The sequence below is a fragment of the Nocardiopsis yanglingensis genome (assembly GCF_045809185.1).
Taxonomy (GTDB): domain Bacteria; phylum Pseudomonadota; class Gammaproteobacteria; order Xanthomonadales; family Xanthomonadaceae; genus Stenotrophomonas; species Stenotrophomonas yanglingensis.
In genome coordinates, this window is the sequence record NZ_JBJNRH010000008.1 from 181,687 (window position 1) to 200,195 (window position 18,509).

Sequence of the window (18,509 nt, forward strand, 5' to 3'; positions counted from 1 at the left end):
GATGAAACCTGAGGCTATACTCGGGGCGTTCCGTACCCCACGCCGGAACGACCAGACCCGAATCCCCGGAAACGACACCATGCGCCCGCAGCCGCTCGCCGCTTGTCTCGCTCTGGCCGTCCTCCTGCCCCTTGGGGCCGCCGCACAGCCCGCTCCTGCTCCTGCCACACCTGCCCCGGCTCCGGCTCCCGCCGCTGCGCCGGCGCCTGCCGCCCCCACCGGCAACTTCGACAACGGCCGTGTCCTGGCCTATACCTGCCAGGGGTGCCATGGCATCACCGGTTACAAGAACGCCTACCCCAGTTACCGGGTGCCGAAGATCGGCGGCCAGACCCAGCAGTACCTGGCCCAGGCCCTGACCGAGTACCGCCAGGGCAAGCGCCGGCATCCGACGATGCAGGCGCAGTCGATGAGTTTCAGCGAACAGGAGATCGCCGATCTCTCTGTTTACCTGTCCACCGTCAAGTAAGGCCCGCCCATGTCGAAAGCCGCGCATCCGATGCGTCACGCCATCGCCCTGTCCGTTGCCCTGCTGCTGGCGGCCTGTTCACAGTCGCAGGTGGAAAACAGCGAGAAATCCGCCGCCGACCCGGGCCATGCCAGCGGCGAACACGGTTCTTCGTCCTCCGCTGGCCTGCCGGCAGGCCGCGAGGCCGCCGGTGAAGCCCGCGCCAAGGTGAAGGGGAAAGCCACCAACCAGAGCTGCATCGACTGCCACGGCGCCGACGGCAACGCGCCGATCGATGCGACCTATCCGAAGCTGGGTGGGCAGTACGGTGATTACCTGGCGCATGCGCTGCAGGCCTACCGTGCCGGCGACCGCCAGCATGCGCTGATGTCGCCACAGGCGAAGGACCTGAGCGATCAGGACATCGCCGATCTGGCGGCGTATTTCGGCAGCCGGCCGAGCCAGCTGCGGGATCTGCACGGGGTCAAATGACCGCCGGCGCCCCGGTGGGTGCGGACCGTTGATTGGTGGGTGCGGACCGTTGGTCCGCACGGACCATTGATTGCTGGGTGCGGACCGTTGGTCCGCACGGATCCGGATATCCACGCATGGCGTGGATCTACTGAGCCGAGCGTGGGCTCGGCTCTACATCAATCGGCGCAACCGCTGGCGCCGACCGATACTCAGCCTTCCAGCTCTTCCCAGCGCGCGTACGCGGCATCCAGCTCGGCCTGCACCTTGGCCAGCTGCTGCGTGTGCGCCGTCACTTCGGCACTGCTGCGGGTGTAGAACGACGGGTCGTTCATCGCCGAGGTCAGGCCTTCGATGTCGCCTTCCAGCTTCTCGATGGTCTTCGGCAGCTGCTCCAGTTCGCGCGCTTCCTTGTAGGCCAGCTTGCGCTTGGGTGCGGCCGGAGCTGCGGCAGTCGGGGTGGCCGGTGCGGCGACCGCCGGCTTGGCTGCGGGGGCGGCGGCAGGCGCAGCAATGCTGGCCGCATAACGCTGCCAGTCGCTGTAGCCGCCGACGTACTCACCGATCACGCCGTCGCCTTCCATCACCAGCGTGGAGGTCACCACGTTGTCGATGAAGTCACGGTCGTGGCTGACCAGCAGCAGGGTGCCGGTGTAGTCGCCCAGCAGCTCTTCCAGCAGCTCCAGGGTTTCCACGTCGAGGTCGTTGGTCGGTTCGTCCATCACCAGCAGGTTGGACGGCTGCGCGAACAGCTTGGCCAGCAGCAGGCGGTTGCGCTCACCGCCAGACAGGCGGGTGATCGGCGCACGCGCGCGCTCCGGCGTGAACATGAAGTCCTGCAGGTAGGCATGCACGTGCTTGCGCTTGCCGTTGAACTCGAGGAAATCGCGGCCTTCGGCCACGTTCTCGATCGCGCTCCAGTCTTCGCGCAGCACCGCGCGGTACTGGTCGAAATAGGCGATCTGCAGATTGGTACCCGCGTTGACTTCGCCCTTGGCCGGCTGCAGTTCACCCAGCAACAGCTTCAGCAACGTGGTCTTGCCGCTGCCGTTGGGACCGATCAGGCCGATACGGTCGCCACGCAGGATGGTGGTGGTGAAATCGCGGACCATGGTGCGCTCGCCGAAGGCGAACGAAATGTCCTTGACGTCGATCACCTTCTTGCCGGAGCTGACGCCCTGCGCGGCTTCCATCTTGACGTTGCCGCTGAGGTCACGCCGCTGCGAACGCTCGGTGCGCATCGCCTTCAGGCGACGCACGCGGCCTTCGTCGCGGGTGCGCCGGGCCTTGATGCCCTGCCGGATCCAGACTTCTTCCTGCGCCAGCAGCTTGTCGAAGCGGGCGTTTTCCTGCGCCTGCGCGTTGAGGCGTTCCTCACGGCGGCGCTCGTAATTGGCCCAGTCGCCCGGCCAGCTGGTGACCTGACCGCGATCGATCTCGACGATGCGGGTGGCCAGCGCACGCAGGAAGCGGCGGTCATGGGTGACGAACACCACGCTGCCGCTCCAGCCCTTCAGGAACGCTTCGAGCCAGTCGATGGCCTCGATGTCCAGGTGGTTGGTCGGTTCGTCCAGCAGCAACACGTCCGGGCTGGATACCAGCGCGCGGGCCAGCAGCACGCGGCGCTTCATGCCACCGGACAAGCGGCCGAACTCGGCCTCACCGTCCAGGTCGAGCTTGGTCAGGGTTTCGCTGACGCGCTGGTCCAGGCCCCAGCCGTTGGCGGCGTCGATCTTGGCCTGCACGTTGCCGAGCGCTTCGCCATCGAACACCTCGGCATGGCTGAGGTGGTGGAATTCGGCCAGCCACTGGCCCAGTTCGCCGAGGCCATCGGCCACAACATCGAACACCGAGCCGGCCGCGCCGTGAGGCACTTCCTGCTCCAGGCGGGTGACACGCACGCCCTGCTGCACGCGGACTTCGCCGTCATCGGGCTTGTGGTCGCCGGACAGCAGCTTGAGCAGGGTGGATTTGCCGGCGCCGTTGCGGCCGATCAGGGCGATGCGTTCGCCCGGCTCGATCGACAGTTCGGCCTTTTCCAGCAACAACGGGCCGCCGACGCTGAAGTCGACGTTCTGTAGGGTAATCAGAGGCATCCGGATATTGTACGGGTTGGGGGCGTCGGCCGGGTTGCACCCGGCATCCGCAGAGGCAACGTCAACCGCCAAAGCAACAGCTGAAGCGGGTTTCCTGTGGGATGGCGGGGTGGGTCCGGTTGCGGGGGACGCTGCAAGTACGTCCCTGTAAGCTCGATCGCCGCATCCATGCGGCTCACGCCCCCGCAACCGGACCCTACCCCGCCTTCGACAGTTTCAAGCCGCTGTTGGTAGGTGTCGACCTTGGTCGACACGGTAGATCCACGCCATGCGTGGATGAACGCTGGAGGGACTGTCGATGGATGGGATCGACTGGGGTTCTGATGGATTACCCCACCTCCCCCAACAACGCCTGCAACCCCGGCAGCCATTGCTTGCCCGGGTGGCGTACCAGCCACAGGGTGCGTTGCAGGGCGGGCAGCGGGGTCTCGAGCACGCGCAAGCGGCCCAGGGCCAAGGGCTCCTCCAGCGCGTGGCGCGAGAGGCAGGCCAGGCCGAGGCCGGCGATGGCGGCCTGCTTGATTGCTTCGGTATTGCCCAGTTGCAGGGTCTGAGCGAAGCCGCGCAGGTGCGGCAACAAGGCCTGTTCGACGGCCTCGCGGGTGCCTGAGCCCGGTTCGCGCAGCAGCCAGCGTGCGCGGCGCAGTTCGTCCAGCGACCAGCGCGCGGGGGCGTCGGCGGCGGCGACGATCACCAGCGGATCCTGCTGCCAGGCGGTCACCTGCAGGCCGCGTTCGTGGCATGGGCCTTCGATCAGGCCGGCGTCCACGTCCAGTCGCTGCACGGCGGCGACCACGCCGGCACTGTTGTCGATGCGCAGGTCGACTTCCGCCTGCGGCGCCTGCCGCAGCAGTTCGGCAATGCGCGGCGGTAGCAGGTAATTGCCGATGGTGGTGCTGGCGGCAAGCACCAGCCGCAGTGGCGCGCCCTGCGACGGGTCACCGCCGGCGGCGAGCTGGCGCTCGAGGTCGGCGGCGTTGACCAGCAGCGTGCGCGCGGGTTCCAACAGGGCGCGGCCGTGGCCGTTCAGCGCCAGGCGGCGGCCAATGCGGTCGAACAACGGCGTGCCGAAGTGCGCTTCCAGCTCCTGCAGGGCGGCGCTGCTGGCCGACTGCGAAAGCGCGATGGCCTGGCCGGCGGCGGTCGTGCTGCCGTGGTCGGCGATGGCGACGAAGACCTGCAGCTGGCGCAAGGTCAGGCGCATGGCATTTACCCGCTTGATAGGTAGGTTTCACCCATATTATTCGTTTTACAGGTCATCTTCTCAGGCGCACGCTTGCCCCATCACTCCAGCCCTACCTTGCCATGAACGCCCCCGCTCTCTCCTCCTGGTCCCTGCCCGCCCTGCGCCAACGCTGGCAGCCGCGCCTGCCCGGCCTGCTGCTGGTGGGCCTGATCGCCGCGGCGTCGCTGTACCTGGCCGAGCTTCCCTGGCTGCAGGCGCACGGCTTGAGCGCGCTGACCGTGGCCATCGTCGCGGGCATCGTGGTCGGCAACACTCTCTACCCGCGGCTGGCGCCGCGCAGCGCGGCCGGTGTCGGCTTCTCCAAGCACTGGCTGCTGCGCGCCGGCATCGTGCTGTACGGCCTGCGCCTGACCTTCCAGGACATCGGCCATGTCGGCGTCACTGGCGTGCTGATGGACGTGCTGGTGGTCGCCAGCACCTTCGGCCTGGCCTGCTGGCTGGGCGTGCGCGTGTTCAAGATGGAGCGCGAGGCAGCGATGCTGATCGGCGCCGGCAGCGCGATCTGCGGCGCGGCAGCAGTGATGGCCGCCGAACCGGTGGTACGTGGTCGTGCGGCACAGGTCACCGTCGCCGTCTCTACGGTGGTGGTGTTCGGCACGCTGGCGATGTTCCTGTACCCCGCGCTGTATGCACTGGTGCAGTCGCATGGCTGGCTGGCGATGGACGCACGGCAGTACGGTCTGTTCACCGGTGCGACGGTGCATGAAGTGGCACAGGTGGTGGCGGCAGGCCGCGCGGTCAACGAAGCGGCCGCCGACACGGCGGTGATCACCAAGATGGTGCGGGTGATGCTGCTGGCACCGTTCCTGGTCGCACTGTCGCTGTGGTTGGCGCGTGGTGGCAAGGCCAGCACCGACGGCAGCAAGGCGCGCATCGTGGTGCCCTGGTTCGCGTTCGGTTTCGTGGCGGTGGCCGGGTTCAACTCGCTGCACCTGCTGCCGGCCGGCCTGCAGGCGGGGCTGGTGCAGCTGGATACCGTGCTGCTGGCGATGGCGATGGCCGCGCTGGGCCTGACCACCCACGTCTCGGCGCTGCGCCAGGCAGGCCTGAAGCCGCTGCTGCTGGCGCTGATCCTGTTCGGCTGGCTGCTGTTCGGTGGCCTGGCGATACACCAGGGCGTGCTGGCGGTGCTGGGCTGAGCAGGAGCGTGCCGACCAAGGTCGGCACCCACCAGTAGATCCACGCCATGCGTGGATGGCGGCTCCAATTGGAGGTCAGAGCCCTTTCCTGGGGAAAGGGATCCGACCCCACCCCATCAGGCGGGACCGGCCTCGCGGACGGGTACAATGCGCCATGACTGACTTCTCGACCCTGCCGCTGAGCCCGGCCCTGCAGCCCGGCCTGGATGCCCTCGGCTACACCACCCTCACCCCCGTGCAGGCGCAGAGCCTGCCGGCCATCCTCGATGGCCGCGATGTGATCGCACAGGCACCGACCGGCAGCGGCAAGACCGCCGCCTTCGGCCTGGGCCTGCTGCAGGCCATCGACCCCAGCCTGATCCGCGTGCAGGCGCTGGTGCTGTGCCCGACCCGCGAACTGGCCGACCAGGTCGGCAAGCAGATCCGCAAGCTGGCCACCGGCATTCCCAACCTGAAGCTGTTGCTGCTGGTGGGCGGCGTGCCGCTGGGCCCGCAGCTGGCCTCGCTGGAAGGTCATGACCCGCACGTGGTGGTCGGTACGCCCGGCCGCGTGCAGGAGCTGGCACGCAAGCGCGCGCTGAACCTGGGCGCGGTGCGCACGCTGGTGCTGGACGAGGCCGACCGCATGCTCGACATGGGCTTCGAAGAGCCGATCCGCGAGATCGCCGGCCGCACCCACAAGGATCGCCAGAGCCTGCTGTTCTCCGCCACCTTCCTCGACAGCATCCGCACCATGGCGCGTGACCTGCTGCGCGACGCAGTGGAAGTGACCGTGGAAGGTGCCGACCAGGCCCCTGCCATCCGCCACCTGTTCTGCGAGGTGGAACCGGCGCACCGCCAGAAGGCACTGGCCGGCCTGCTGCTGAAGTACACGCCGGAATCGGCGGTGGTGTTCTGCAACACCCGCAAGGACGTGGACGAGGTGGCCAACTCGCTGCAGCAGTTCGGCTTCTCCGCACTGGCCCTGCATGGCGACATGGAGCAGCGCGACCGCGAGGAAGTGCTGTTGCTGCTGGCCAACCGCAGCTGCAACGTGCTGGTGGCCAGCGACGTGGCCGCACGCGGCCTGGACGTGGAAGAGCTGGCGGCGGTGATCAACTACGAGCTGCCGACCGACGTGGAGAGCTATCAGCACCGCGTGGGCCGTACTGGCCGTGCCGGTGCCAGCGGCCTGGCGATCAGCCTGGTGGCCGGCCGCGAGAAGACCCGCGCCGAAGCCATCGAAGCACAGATGGGGCAGCCGCTGGATTGGCAGAAGACACCGCTGGCGACTTCGCGCCCGGCCGAACTGCCGCAAGCCGCGATGCGCACGCTGCGGATCGACGGCGGCAAGACCGACAAGCTGCGCCCGGGCGACATCCTCGGTGCGCTGACCGGTGACGCCGGCCTGTCGAGCAAGTTCATCGGCAAGATCGCGATCTTCCCGACCCGCTCCTATGTGGCGATCGCGCGTGAGCAGGCCAACAAGGCCGTGGCCAAGCTGGAAGCCGGCAAGATCAAGGGCCGTCGTTTCCGCGTGCGGATGATGTGACTGAAGCAGCGTTGCCAACCTCGATTGGCAACGACCTGACCTGGTAGTGGCCAACCTTGGTTGGCCCATCCGTGGCGCCAGTCACGAAAGGCGCTGCCAACCAAGGTTGGCAACTACCGGCTCCAAGCCATTCGCTCTGGTAGATGCCAACCCTGGTTGGCACCCACCCTTCGATCAGAACACCAGTTCGGTGTACAGCGGCAGATCCGCTTCCCAACGGGCGCGGCCACCGAGGCCGTCCAGTTCGACCAGTACACCGGCACCGACCACGTCAACACCCAGGCGGCGCACCAGCGACAACGCGGCGACCAGCGTGCCGCCCGTAGCCAGCACGTCGTCGATGATCGCCACGCGGGCACCGGCCGGCAGCGCATCGGCGTGCACTTCGATGCAGTCGCTGCGGTATTCCAGCGTGTATTCCTCGCGCAGCACCTGGCCCGGCAGCTTGCCCGGCTTGCGCACCGGCACGAAGCCGACGCCCAGTTCCAGCGCCATCGCGGCACCGAGGATGAACCCACGCGATTCGATGCCGACCACTGCGTCCAGCTTCTGGTCGCGCCAGCGGTCGGCCATCGCGGTGATGGCACCGCGGAAGTCCTCGCCATGGGCGAGCAGCGGCATGATGTCCTTGAACAGGATGCCGGGCTTGGGGAAGTCGGCGATGTCGCGCAGGCGGGAGGCCCACTGCGGAGCGACGATGGCGTCGGTCATGTCACGTTGGCTATCTGATGGCGGCATAGGGTACCTGTTCCGGGCGCCGCCTGCCTGTTGGGGGGTATCGGCCGGGCTGCGCCCGGCACCTGCAGAGGCTTCAAGCCAAGGCAACGGCAAGAGCAACGGCAACAGCAGGATTCCTGTGGGATGGCGGGGTGGGTCCGGTGGCGGGAGACGCCGTAAACCCGTCCTTGGGGGCTTGGCCGCGGCATCCATGCCGCGGACACTCCCGCCACCGGACCCACCCCGCCTTCGACAGATTTCTGCGATCTGTCGGGCATTGCTTTCCGTAGATCCACGCCATGCGTGGATGAATCTTCATCGAAATCGAATATTTCGAAAATTGAACGAAGAGCATCCACGCATGACGTGGATCTACCGTGTCGACCAAGGTAGACACCTACCCACAGCAGCGGGAATCTGTCGGAGGTGGGGCGGTGTCGGAGTGCGGGGTGTCAGCCGCATGGATGCGGCTGCCAAGCCTACAGGGACGTACTTGCGGCGTCCCCGCACTCCGACACCGCCCCGCCAAATCACGGAATCCAGCTTTTGCTCTGGCTGTTGACCTGGCCTCTGCGGGTGCAGGGCGCAGCCCTGCCGAAACCCACCCTCAGGAACTGCAGGACAGCATCGAGCAGCCGGCGCGATTGTCCGCCCATGCCGGGCGCTTGCCCGTGAAGTGCTCGAGCCCCGGGCGCTCGGTGTATGGATCGCGCAGCACGTCCTGCAACGCATGAATACCGCCGAGGTCGCCCTGTTCGGCGCGGTCGATGGCTTCCTGCGCCAGCCAGTTGCGCAGCACGTACAGCGGATTGGCGGCGGCCATCTTCGCCGTGCGCTCAGTGACCGACAACGGATCGGCCTGCAACCGCACCGCGTAATCCTGCAGCCACTGCCCCAACGGCGCCTGCACGGCCTGCTGGCGCGCGTCGTCGTAGTACACCGCGTCCAGCAGCGCCGCATCCGGTGCCGCCGGATCGAGGCGCATCAGTGCGCGCCACGCCAGAGTCATGTCCATGCCACCGTCCTGCATCAGCTGCTGCCAGCGCAGGTAGAGCTGCAGGTCATCATCGTCGGCGGCGGCCAGGCCGAGCTTGGCTGCGGCATCGCGGCGCGTGCAGGCCACGAAGGTGGACTGATACGCCGCCAAGCCCGCCTGCAGCGGCGCCACATCGGCAAACAACGGCGACAATGCCTGCGCCAATCGGCTCAGGTTCCAGTACGCCACCTGCGGCTGGGTACCGAAACGATAACGCCGGCCCTGCGCGTCGGTGGTGTTCGGCGTCCACTCCGGGTCGAAGTCCTCGACCCAGCCGTAGGGACCGTAGTCGAGCGTGAGGCCGAGCACGGACAGATTGTCGGTGTTCATCACGCCATGCACGAAGCCGACGCGCATCCAGTGCGCGATCATCTCGGCAGTGCGCACCGCGATCTGCGCGAACCAGTCGCCATACAGCGCCTCGCCCTGCCCTTCCAGTTCGGGGAAATCACGTGCGATGCAGGCATCGACCAGCTGCTGCAGCAAGGCGGTTTCCCCGCGCGACGCCGGCAGTTCGAAGGAACCAAAGCGCAGGAACGACGGCGACACCCGGCATACGATGGCACCAGGCTCTGCCCGCGGATGGCCGTCGTAGAACATGTCACGCACCACGTCGTCGCCGGTACCGACCAACGACAACGCGCGCGTGGTCGGCACACCCAGGTGGTGCATGGCCTCGCTGCACAGGAATTCGCGGATGGATGAGCGCAGCACTGCGCGCCCATCGGCGCCGCGCGAGTATGGCGTGGGGCCAGCACCCTTCAGCTGCAGCTCCCAGTGGCGGCCATCCGGCGCGACCAGTTCACCCAGCGAGATCGCGCGGCCGTCGCCGAGCTGGCCGGCCCAGTGGCCGAACTGGTGGCCGCCGTAGTTGGCTGCCCATGGCTGCATGCCGGCGTACAGTGCATTGCCGCCGAACACCTGCGCGAAACCTTCGCTCTCGACCTCAGCGGTATCGAAGCCAAGCATCGCGGCGACGTCCGGCGCCCAGGCCAGCAGCGTGGGCGCCGTAACCGGGGTCGGCATCACCGGCGACCAGGCCGCGCCCAGCACTTCGCGCCGGCGCGGGCCGGATTCGGGGTCGCCCGGCAGCGTGTGCAGCAGGCGGTTGTCGAAACGGGGGCTGTCGGTATCCATGGTGCTGAAGATGGGGGCGACGGCCGCCCTCCTCAATTGCCGCTGAGCGCCTGCAGGTGGCCGCCGTGGGCCTCGGCACGCTGGTAGGCCGGGCGCTCACCGATACGCTTGAGGAAGCCACGCAGTGCCGGCTTGTCGTCGAGGCCACCACCGCGCGCTGCAGCGGCCTGGATCGGGAAGCTCATCTGGATGTCGGCCGCACTGAAGCGCTCGCCTGCAAACCACGGGCTTTCGGACAGGCGACGCTCCATCCAGTCCAGGTGCAGGCGCCGCTGTGGGCCGATGAAGCCATGCTCGGCCTTGTCGGCGATGCTGCGCGCGATCGGGCGGGCGAAGAAGGGCATCGGCGCATTACGGATGCGGCCCATCACCAGGGTCAGCAGCAGCGGCGGCATCGCCGAGCCTTCGGCGTAGTGCAGCCAGTAGCGGTAGGCGATGCGTTCAGCCCCGTCGGCCGGCATCGGTGACGGCGACAGCTGGCGCTGCGTGTCGTAGCGGTCCGCAAGGTAGTCGAGGATCGCGCCGGACTCGGCCAGTACCAGCTCGCCATCCTGCAGTACCGGCGACTTGCCCAACGGATGCACGTTGCGCAGTTCCGGCGGCGCCAGCAGCGTCTTCGGATCGCGCGGATAACGACGCAGTTCGTAGTCCAGCCCCAGCTCCTCCAGCATCCACAGCACGCGCAGGGAACGGGAGTTTTCCAGATGGTGGACGATGCGCATGGACGGTTCCGCGATGGGAGGATGCATCTGATCTTAGCCCGCCCGGCTGCATGCCTTTTGTAGAGTCGAGCCATGCTCGACTGTCTTTTGAAAGCCGTCGAGCGTGGTTCGACTCTACAAACAAAACGGCAGGCAATAAAAAACGCCGGAAGCTTTCGCTTCCGGCGTTCTGGCTACCAAACGGTAGCAGACGGATTAGACCGCCTGCACCTGGTCAGCCTGCATACCCTTCTGACCCTGGACGGCGATGAAGGTAACCTTCTGGCCTTCCTGCAGGGTCTTGAAGCCGGTGCCCTGGATGGCACGGAAGTGCACAAACAGGTCCGGGCCGCTTTCCGGGGTGATGAAGCCGAAGCCCTTGGCGTCGTTGAACCACTTGACGGTGCCGGTCTGACGATCAGACATTTGACTAACTCCTGAAACACATGTTGAAAAAATCGCAGCCACCGGGTATCGGGGCCGAGACTGAGTTGCAGGCGTTGGTAAAGCGGATCGATGAGCGGATCGTGAGATCAACTGCACCAGGCCACGATTCACGGTGACCCTAGCAAACACAGTGGGACGAACGATACGCGTGTTTTCTGCAAAAAGCGATAGCCCGGACGTTCATGGGCTGGCCCCGCCCGCTAGACGTGACAAGGGCTGGCAGCCGATCGAGGCTAACCCCGAGTCCCCATTCAGGATTTTCCTACCCTACACTGGGTAAATGACTGAAGCTGAAACCCAAGCTGAACCCGCTCTCCCCCGTATCTGGGTGGACGCGGACGCCTGCCCCACCGTCATTCGCGACATCCTGTTCCGTGCCGCTGAACGCGTTGGGATCGAGCTGACCCTGGTCGCCAACCAGTGGATCCGGACCCCGCCCTCACGCTGGCTGCGCTCGATCCAGGTCCCCCAGGGCCTGGACGTGGCCGACAGCGCCATCGTCGAGCGGGTCGCCGCCGGAGACCTGGTGGTCACCCAGGACATCCCACTGGCCGCGCTGGTGCTGGAAAAGAAGGCCGTGGCATTGAACCCACGCGGCCAGCTGTACACCCCCAACAACATGGCCGAGCGGCTGTCGATGCGCAATTTCATGGAAGAGCTGCGCGGCGCCGGGGTACAGACCGGGGGCCCGCCGCCGCTGGGCCCACGCGACCGGCAGCTGTTCGCCGCCGAGCTGGACCGCTGGCTGGCGCGGCGCCCGGTTCGCTGAACGGCCCTACCCGCTCTGGCCGGGCAGGCACAGGCGGCGCTGGCTGCTGAACCGCCGGGGCTCCCCGCTCAATGGATCGTCGAAGGCCAGCCCCTGCGCCAGCAGCTGCAGGGGCGACTCGTCCGTTTCATCCGGGCGCAGCCTCAGCTGCGGATACAGGTCATCGCCCTCGATGGGTGCGCCCAGCATCGCCATGTGCACGCGCAGCTGGTGCTTGCGGCCGGTTTCCGGCCGCAGCCGGTAGCGCCAGATCGGCCCCTCGGCCTCGATCAGCTCGATCCGGCTGCGCGCATTGGGCTCTCCCGGCACTTCGGCCATGCGGAAGAACGGTTCGCCCGGCACCAGCCGGCTGTCCCGCTGCAGCGGAAACGCCAGCCCGGGCAGCGCCGGTGCCAGCGCCTCATAGGTCTTCTCGATGCACCGCTCGCGGAACAGCCGCTGATAGGCGTCACGCGTGGCTGCCTGGGTCGAAAACAGCACCAGGCCGGCGGTCAGCCGATCCAAGCGGTGCAACGGTGCCAGCTCGGTGTTTCCGGTGCGCGCGACCAGGCGCGCCAGCAGGGTTTCGCTCACATAGCCACCGGCCGGCGTCACCGGCAGGAAGTGCGGCTTGTCGGCCACCAGCAGGTGCGCATCCAGATGCAGGATGCTCTCGGCGAAGGGAATCACCGGCTCGCCGGCAACTTCGCGGAAGTACTGGATTTCCAGCCCCACCTGCCAGGGCATGTCCGGCGCCAGTGCCCTGCCCTGCGCATCCTGCACGCGGCCACGGGCGAAACGGTCCTGCCATTGCACGCGGTCGATGCGCGGGAAACGCGCGCACAGGCCATCGAGCAGGCTGGGCCAGTGGCCGGGCGGCAGCTGCAGGCGGCTGGGTAAGGTCATGGCGTCCACTCCGGCCACGGAAAAGAGCGCAAGAGTGCCACCGTTGACGCTGTGCAGACAGACCGGCAACGGACACCCCTGGAGCAAACCTCTATCATTGTCGTCTTTAGTCCACGGATCCCCCATGGCTCTTACTGCCACCATCCGCAAGGCCGAACTGCAGATCAGCGACATGGATCGCGGTTACTACGCGACCCACAACCTGACCCTGGCCCAGCATCCGTCCGAGACCGACGAACGCCTGATGGTGCGCCTGCTCGCCTTCGCCCTCAATGCCGGCGACCGCCTCGAATTCGGCCGCGGCCTGAGCACCGATGACGAACCAGACCTGTGGGAACACGACTACACCGGCGACATCCTGCAGTGGATCGACCTGGGTCATCCGGACGAATCGCGCATCCGCAAGGCCAGCAACCGCAGCCGCCAGGTGCAGGTGGTGAACTACGGCGGCAACGCCTCGGACATCTGGTGGAGCAAGCAAAGCAAGGGCCTGGCGCGCTTCGACAACCTTTCGGTGGTCGACCTCGACGGGGCCTTCGTCGAACTGTGGGGCCAGCAGATCCAGCGCGCCATGCGCTGGAGCGTACTGATCCAGGACGGTGAAGTGCAGCTGCTCAACGACCATATCCAGCTCGACGTGATCCCGAACTGGCGCAAGCGCGCCAAGGTATGAGCACCATCCGTTGCGATGTGGTGGTCATCGGCGCCGGCGCGGCCGGGCTGATGACCGCAATCACGGCTGGCCAGCGCGGCCGCCAGGTGCAGGTGATCGACCATGCCAACAAGGTCGGCAAGAAGATCCTGATGTCCGGCGGTGGCCGTTGCAACTTCACCAACACCGGCACCACCCCGGCCAACTTCCTGTCGGCCAACCCGCACTTCTGCAAGTCGGCGCTGGCGCGCTACACGCCCTGGCACTTCATCGAGCTGGTGCACAAGCACGGCATCGCGTATCACGAAAAAGAGCTGGGCCAGCTGTTCTGCGATGTCTCGTCCAAGCAGATCGTGAAGATGCTGCTGGACGAGTGTCAGGCGGCAGGCGTACAGGTGCGTACCGACTGTGGCGTGCAGCGCATTGAGCACGGCAGCGATGGTTTCCGCGTACACACCACCCATGGCCTGTTCCATTGCGCCTCGCTGGTGGTTGCCACCGGCGGCCTGTCCATTCCCAGCATGGGTGCCACCGGGTTTGGTTATGAAGTGGCCCGACAGTTCGGCCACCAGGTGCTGCCGACCCGCGCCGGACTGGTACCGCTCACTCTCAGCGGCAAGCACCAGGAGCGGTTGGCCGATCTCAGCGGCGTGGCGCTGCCAATCGAGGCGCGCTGCAATGGAAAGAGCTTCCAGAACTTCATGCTGCTGACCCATCGCGGCGTGAGTGGCCCGGCGATCCTGCAGATCTCTTCGTTCTGGCAACCCGGTGACGCGCTGGAGCTGGACCTGTTGCCGGGCCAGGATGCCGGTGACTGGCTGCGCCAGATGAAGCAGGAGCGGCCCGCCGCCGAACTGCGCACGGTGCTGGGCGAGGTGCTGCCGAAGCGGCTGGCGCAGCGCCTGTGCGAGCACTGGCTGCCCGACCGCCCGGTGCGCCAGCTGGACGAGCCGGTGCTGCGCCAGGCCGCGCAGCTGCTGGGCGCATTCCCGCTGGTGGCCAGCGGCACCGAAGGCTACCGCACCGCCGAGGTCACCCTGGGCGGCGTGGATACCGCCGAAGTCTCGTCCTCGACGATGGAATCCAAGCGCGTGCCCGGCCTGCATTTCGTCGGCGAGGTGCTGGATGTGACCGGCTGGCTGGGCGGCTACAACTTCCAGTGGGCCTGGGCCAGCGGCCACGCGGCCGGCGGCGTGGTGTGAACCACATCGCCGTTCGATGCGCGCAAGGGGTGCGCGCATGGACGGTTCGCCGCGCATCGTGTATCTAGATTCGCAGATTGGGGAGCAGTGCATGCAGAACGCGAACGACATCACCATCCGCCTGCTGATCGTCGATGACAGCGGCGAAAATGCCGAAGCCATCGTCAGCACCCTGCGCAACAGCGGCATCGCGGTGCGCCCGTGGCGCCCACAGGATGCAGCCGAGCTGGCCCAGGTGCTGGCCAGCCAGGCCATCGACCTGGTGCTGGTCTCACCCTCGCCGGGCATCCCGCTGCCGCTGGTGGCCCAGCACATCGCCGCCAGCGGCAAGGACATTCCGCTGGTGCTGCTGGCCGAGCGCATCGACGAGGACGAACTGGTGCAGGCCAGCAGCCACGGCATCCGCGCCCTCGCCCTGCGCCAACGCCCGGAGCACCTGCTCGCCGTGGTCCGTGACCAGTGGGTGGACCTGCAGGCGCGTCGCGGCCTGCGCCGCATCGAAGCGCAGATGCGCGAGACCGAGCGCCGCTGCGATGCCCTCATCGCCTCCTCGCGCGATCCCATCGCCTACGTGCATGAAGGCATGCACATCCGCGCCAACGATGCCTATCTGGAGATGTTCGGTTACGAACATTTCGACGACATCGAAGGCATCTCGCTGCTGGACATGGTCGCCGCCCAGCACGTGGAGGGCTTCAAGCAGCTGCTGAAGGGCCTGAGCCGTGGCGAGGCGCCGCCGCCGCAGTACCAGCTCGACGCGCGCCATGAGGATGGCAGTGCGTTCCCGGCGACGATGGAGTTTGCCGCTGCCACCTACGAAGGCGAATCCTGCCTGCAGGTGGTGCTCCGCCGCCGCATTGAGTTCGACCCGGAACTGGCGCGCGAGGTCGAGGACCTGCGCCAGCGCGACCAGGTCACCGGCCTGCTCAATCGCCCGACCTTCATGCTGCAGCTGGAAAGCGCGGTGGCCCAGGCCGGGCGCAGCGAGGGCCAGTTCGGCCTGCTGCTGATCGAGCCGGACCACTACGCACGCCTGCTGCCGGACATCGGCCTGGCCTCGGCCGACACCCTGATCGGCGCCCTTGCCGGCCTGCTGGCCGAAGTCGTTGGCGAAGACGCGCAGCTGGCCCGCTTCGGCGAACACAATTTCGCCGTGCTGCAGGCCGGGCCCTATGCGCAGACCGTGGCGCGGGCCGAGCGCATCCGCGAAGCCTACGCCGCACACGTCTTCAGCATCGGCGCGCGCTCGGCGACGGTAACGGTCAGCATCGGTGGCGTGCAGGTGGGCGAGAAGATCGCCAGCATCGGCCAGGTGCTGGCACGCGCCAGCGAATGCACGCAGGCCGCCGCCGAACTGGGCAACACCTGCCGCATCTTCGACCCGGCCGCTGCCGACCGCGTGGAGGAAGAACGCGTGCTGCGCTGGGTCGCCCGTATCCGTGAAGCGCTGGCCGGGGACGGCTTCCAGCTGCACTACCAGCCGGTGCTGAACCTTCAGGGCGAGTCGCTGGAACTGTATGAGGCCTACCTGCGCCTCGAGCACAATGGCGAACTGCTGAGCCCGACCGCGTTCCTCGGTATCGCGGAGGAACACGGCCTGCTGGCCGACATCAACCGCTGGGTGGTGTCACGGGCGATCGCGGTGCTGGGCCAGCGCGCACGCGAAGGCCATGCCACGCAGATGCTGGTGAAGGTAACGCCGGAATCGTTCGACGACCCGCAGATGATCGCCACCCTGCGCCGCGAGCTGCAGGCACAGGGGGTTCCCGGCGAACGGCTGTGGCTGCACGCGCCAGAAGCGAAGGTGTTCACCCACCTGCGCAGTGCGCAGCAGTTCCTTGCCGAAGTGGCGCCCCTGGGCTGCCGCATCGGCCTGGAGCAGTTCGGTTCGGGGCTGGATTCGTTCCAGCTGCTGGCCCACTTCCAGCCGCAGTTCCTCAAGTTGGACCGCGGTTTCACCAGCGATCTGGCGGCCACCCGCGAGAACATCGACCGCATCAGCCAGATCACCGCGCGTGCGCAGGAAGCCGGCATCCGCACCATCGCCGAGTTCGTCAGCGACGCCAACTCCATGACCCTGCTGTTCAGTGCCGGCGTGGATTACGTGCAGGGCGACTTCGTCGGCCCGGCGCTGCCGGAGATGGGCTTCGAGTTCGGGTGACCGAGGGTAGTGCCGGCCGCTGGCCGGCAGCCTCTGGTACCCGGGGTTGCCGGCCAGCGGCCGGCACTACCAAAAGAGAAGGCCGGCTTTCGCCGGCCTTTTCATTGGTCAGGTCATGTCGACCAGGTTTTCGATCTTCACATCCGGATTGACGTCGGCCTCGTAGTCGACGCCCTCCACACCGAAACCGAACAGGCGCAGGAAGTCGGCCTTGTAGCCGGCCAGGTCGCTGATCTCGTACAGGTTCTCGTTGGTCACCTGCGGCCACAGCGCGACCACCTTGCCCTGCACGTCCGCGGCCATTTCCTTGTAATCGGCACGCAGGCGGCCCTCGTCATCGACCAGCGCGACGGTATGGCCATCGCCATCGACCAGGTCGTGGCGCAGGCGATCGATCGCCACGCCGTCGGCCTTGCCGCCGTAGAGAATGTCGTACAGCACGTCGAGCTGTTCGATGCAGCCTTCGTGCGTGCCCTTTTCCTTCATCACCTTGAACAGCAGCGACAGGTACAGCGGCATGGTCGGAATGGCCGAGCTGGCCTGGGTGACCACGGCCTTCAGTACCGACACGCGTGCATCACCACCGATCTTGGCCAGCTTCTCGCGCAGGCCCAGCACCTTGGTGTCCAGATCCTTCTTGGCGGCGCCGATCGAGCCATTCCAGTAGATCGCCTGGGTGATCTCTTCACCCACGTAGGTGAAGGCGGTGGTGGTGCAGCCATTGGCCAGCACGCCGGCGTCGGCCAGCGCGTCGATCCACATCTGCCAGTCTTCACCGCCCATCACCGCGACGGTACCGGCGATCTCTTCCGGGGTAGCCGGCTGCAGATGGGTCTCGGTCAGCACTTCCTTGTCGGTATCCAGGCCACGCAGCGTGATCGGCTCGCCGATCGGCTTCAGCGTGGAGCTGATGATCTCGCCGGTCTTCGGGTGCTTGCGGCGCGGCGCGGCCAGGCTGTAGACGACCTGATCGACCTGGCCGAGATCGGCCTTGATCATTTCGATGGTCTTCGCCTTCACTTCATCGGAGAAGGCATCGCCGTTGATGCTCTTGGCGTACAGGCCGGCTTCGTCGGCGTACTTGTGGAACGCGGCGGAGTTGTACCAGCCGGCCGTGCCCGGCTTGGTTTCGCTGCCCGGGCGTTCGAAGAAGATGCCCAGGGTTGCGGCGCCACTGCCGAAGGCAGCGGTGATGCGCGCAGCCAGGCCGTAGCCGGTGGAGGCGCCGATCACCAGCACGCGCTTGGGGCCGTTCTGGATCGGCGGGCGCGCGCGGATGTAGTCGATCTGCTGCTTGACCGCGGCTTCGCAGCCGGTCGGGTGGGTGGTGACGCAGATGAAGCCGCGGACGCGCGGTTTGATGACCATGGATACCTCGGGTTGGCAGATGCGGCGCGCGGGGCGCTCAGCAGGAATACGGGCGCGCGCCTGCGCGCGCGAACCGCAGGATCGTAGTGCGCGGGGGAAGATTGCACAACCGACGCTGGCGTAGGGTGGTGTTTCTTTTGCAGGGTTGCACCCTGCACCCGCAGAGGCAACGTCAACGGCAGAAGCTGGGTTCCTGTGGGTTGGCGGGGTGGGCCCGGTTGCGGGGGACGCCGTTAACCCATCCTTGGGGGCTTGGCCGCGGCATCCATGCCGCGGACACCCCCGCAACCGGACCCACCCCGCCTTCGACAGATTTCCGCGATCTGTTGGAACGGCGTGCGGCCCTGGTAGGTGTCGACCTTGGTCGACACGGTTGAATTCATTCGATATCTGACAGATGTGTCGACCAAGGTCGACACCCACCAACAGCCGCAGGAATCTGTCAGAGGTGGGGCGGGGGGGGGGGGGGGGGGGGGGGGGGGGGGGGGGGGGGGGGGGGGGGG

General features: G+C 67.1%; 16 protein-coding genes. 8 read left to right on the forward strand and 8 right to left on the reverse strand.

Translation table 11 applies throughout. The features are described 5' to 3' along the window. Positions 1–79: 79 nt before the first annotated feature. Positions 80–469 (forward strand): c-type cytochrome, encoded by a 390-nt coding sequence (locus ACJ7C5_RS12965; RefSeq protein WP_005413034.1) that lies wholly within the window; start codon positions 80–82, stop codon positions 467–469. 9 nt (positions 470–478) lie between these two features. Beyond that, on the forward strand, positions 479–940 hold the full coding sequence (locus ACJ7C5_RS12970; RefSeq protein WP_097047908.1) for a c-type cytochrome: 462 nt from the start codon (positions 479–481) through the stop codon (positions 938–940). A 191-nt stretch (positions 941–1,131) separates the two neighbouring features. On the opposite strand, the gene ACJ7C5_RS12975 is transcribed toward ACJ7C5_RS12970, so the two are convergent. Both ACJ7C5_RS12975 and ACJ7C5_RS12980 read right to left on the reverse strand, forming a co-directional pair. Then, positions 1,132–3,015 carry an ATP-binding cassette domain-containing protein gene (locus ACJ7C5_RS12975; protein ID WP_412704132.1) on the reverse strand — a complete coding sequence of 628 codons (1,884 nt, stop codon included), beginning with the start codon at positions 3,013–3,015 and terminating at the stop codon, positions 1,132–1,134. Positions 3,016–3,343: 328 nt separating this feature from the next. Next, on the reverse strand, positions 3,344–4,219 hold the full coding sequence (locus ACJ7C5_RS12980) for a LysR family transcriptional regulator (protein WP_180836827.1): 876 nt from the start codon (positions 4,217–4,219) through the stop codon (positions 3,344–3,346). Between the two features lie 101 nt (positions 4,220–4,320). On the opposite strand from ACJ7C5_RS12980, the gene ACJ7C5_RS12985 reads away from it, so the two are divergent. Continuing rightward, positions 4,321–5,400 carry a YeiH family protein gene (locus ACJ7C5_RS12985; protein ID WP_412704133.1) on the forward strand — a complete coding sequence of 360 codons (1,080 nt, stop codon included), beginning with the start codon at positions 4,321–4,323 and terminating at the stop codon, positions 5,398–5,400. 154 nt (positions 5,401–5,554) lie between these two features. Next, positions 5,555–6,931: an ATP-dependent RNA helicase DbpA gene (dbpA, locus tag ACJ7C5_RS12990; protein ID WP_412704134.1), complete on the forward strand. Its 1,377-nt coding sequence runs from the start codon at positions 5,555–5,557 to the stop codon at positions 6,929–6,931. Between the two features lie 174 nt (positions 6,932–7,105). On the opposite strand, the gene ACJ7C5_RS12995 is transcribed toward dbpA, so the two are convergent. The 4 genes from ACJ7C5_RS12995 to ACJ7C5_RS13010 all read right to left on the reverse strand — a co-directional run bounded on the left by ACJ7C5_RS12995 (position 7,106) and on the right by ACJ7C5_RS13010 (position 10,948). After that, positions 7,106–7,642: an adenine phosphoribosyltransferase gene (locus ACJ7C5_RS12995; RefSeq protein WP_097047904.1), complete on the reverse strand. Its 537-nt coding sequence runs from the start codon at positions 7,640–7,642 to the stop codon at positions 7,106–7,108. A gap of 613 nt (positions 7,643–8,255) precedes the next feature. Continuing rightward, positions 8,256–9,821 carry a protein adenylyltransferase SelO gene (locus ACJ7C5_RS13000; protein WP_412704135.1) on the reverse strand — a complete coding sequence of 522 codons (1,566 nt, stop codon included), beginning with the start codon at positions 9,819–9,821 and terminating at the stop codon, positions 8,256–8,258. 32 nt (positions 9,822–9,853) lie between these two features. Further along, on the reverse strand, positions 9,854–10,543 hold the full coding sequence (locus ACJ7C5_RS13005) for a glutathione S-transferase (protein ID WP_088025709.1): 690 nt from the start codon (positions 10,541–10,543) through the stop codon (positions 9,854–9,856). 195 nt (positions 10,544–10,738) lie between these two features. After that, positions 10,739–10,948: a cold-shock protein gene (locus ACJ7C5_RS13010; protein ID WP_004153307.1), complete on the reverse strand. Its 210-nt coding sequence runs from the start codon at positions 10,946–10,948 to the stop codon at positions 10,739–10,741. Between the two features lie 301 nt (positions 10,949–11,249). On the opposite strand from ACJ7C5_RS13010, the gene ACJ7C5_RS13015 reads away from it, so the two are divergent. Then, positions 11,250–11,738 carry a YaiI/YqxD family protein gene (locus ACJ7C5_RS13015; protein WP_010484520.1) on the forward strand — a complete coding sequence of 163 codons (489 nt, stop codon included), beginning with the start codon at positions 11,250–11,252 and terminating at the stop codon, positions 11,736–11,738. 6 nt (positions 11,739–11,744) lie between these two features. Here ACJ7C5_RS13015 and ACJ7C5_RS13020 read toward each other — a convergent pair whose 3' ends face one another. Further along, positions 11,745–12,623, reverse strand: coding sequence for a pseudouridine synthase (locus ACJ7C5_RS13020; RefSeq protein ID WP_412704136.1), 879 nt, complete (start codon positions 12,621–12,623; stop codon positions 11,745–11,747). Between the two features lie 124 nt (positions 12,624–12,747). On the opposite strand from ACJ7C5_RS13020, the gene ACJ7C5_RS13025 reads away from it, so the two are divergent. From ACJ7C5_RS13025 to ACJ7C5_RS13035, 3 genes are all read left to right on the forward strand, one after another. Further along, positions 12,748–13,296 (forward strand): YaeQ family protein, encoded by a 549-nt coding sequence (locus ACJ7C5_RS13025; protein WP_412704137.1) that lies wholly within the window; start codon positions 12,748–12,750, stop codon positions 13,294–13,296. After that, on the forward strand, positions 13,293–14,477 hold the full coding sequence (locus tag ACJ7C5_RS13030) for a BaiN/RdsA family NAD(P)/FAD-dependent oxidoreductase (protein ID WP_412704138.1): 1,185 nt from the start codon (positions 13,293–13,295) through the stop codon (positions 14,475–14,477). The genes ACJ7C5_RS13025 and ACJ7C5_RS13030 overlap by 4 nt, the downstream gene beginning before the upstream one ends. A gap of 91 nt (positions 14,478–14,568) precedes the next feature. After that, the gene (locus ACJ7C5_RS13035) at positions 14,569–16,638 is read left to right on the forward strand and encodes an EAL domain-containing response regulator (protein ID WP_412704139.1); all 2,070 of its coding nucleotides are present in this window, start codon (positions 14,569–14,571) and stop codon (positions 16,636–16,638) included. Between the two features lie 108 nt (positions 16,639–16,746). Here ACJ7C5_RS13035 and fabV read toward each other — a convergent pair whose 3' ends face one another. After that, positions 16,747–18,006, reverse strand: coding sequence for an enoyl-ACP reductase FabV (gene fabV, locus ACJ7C5_RS13040; protein ID WP_088025705.1), 1,260 nt, complete (start codon positions 18,004–18,006; stop codon positions 16,747–16,749). Positions 18,007–18,509: the final 503 nt, after the last annotated feature.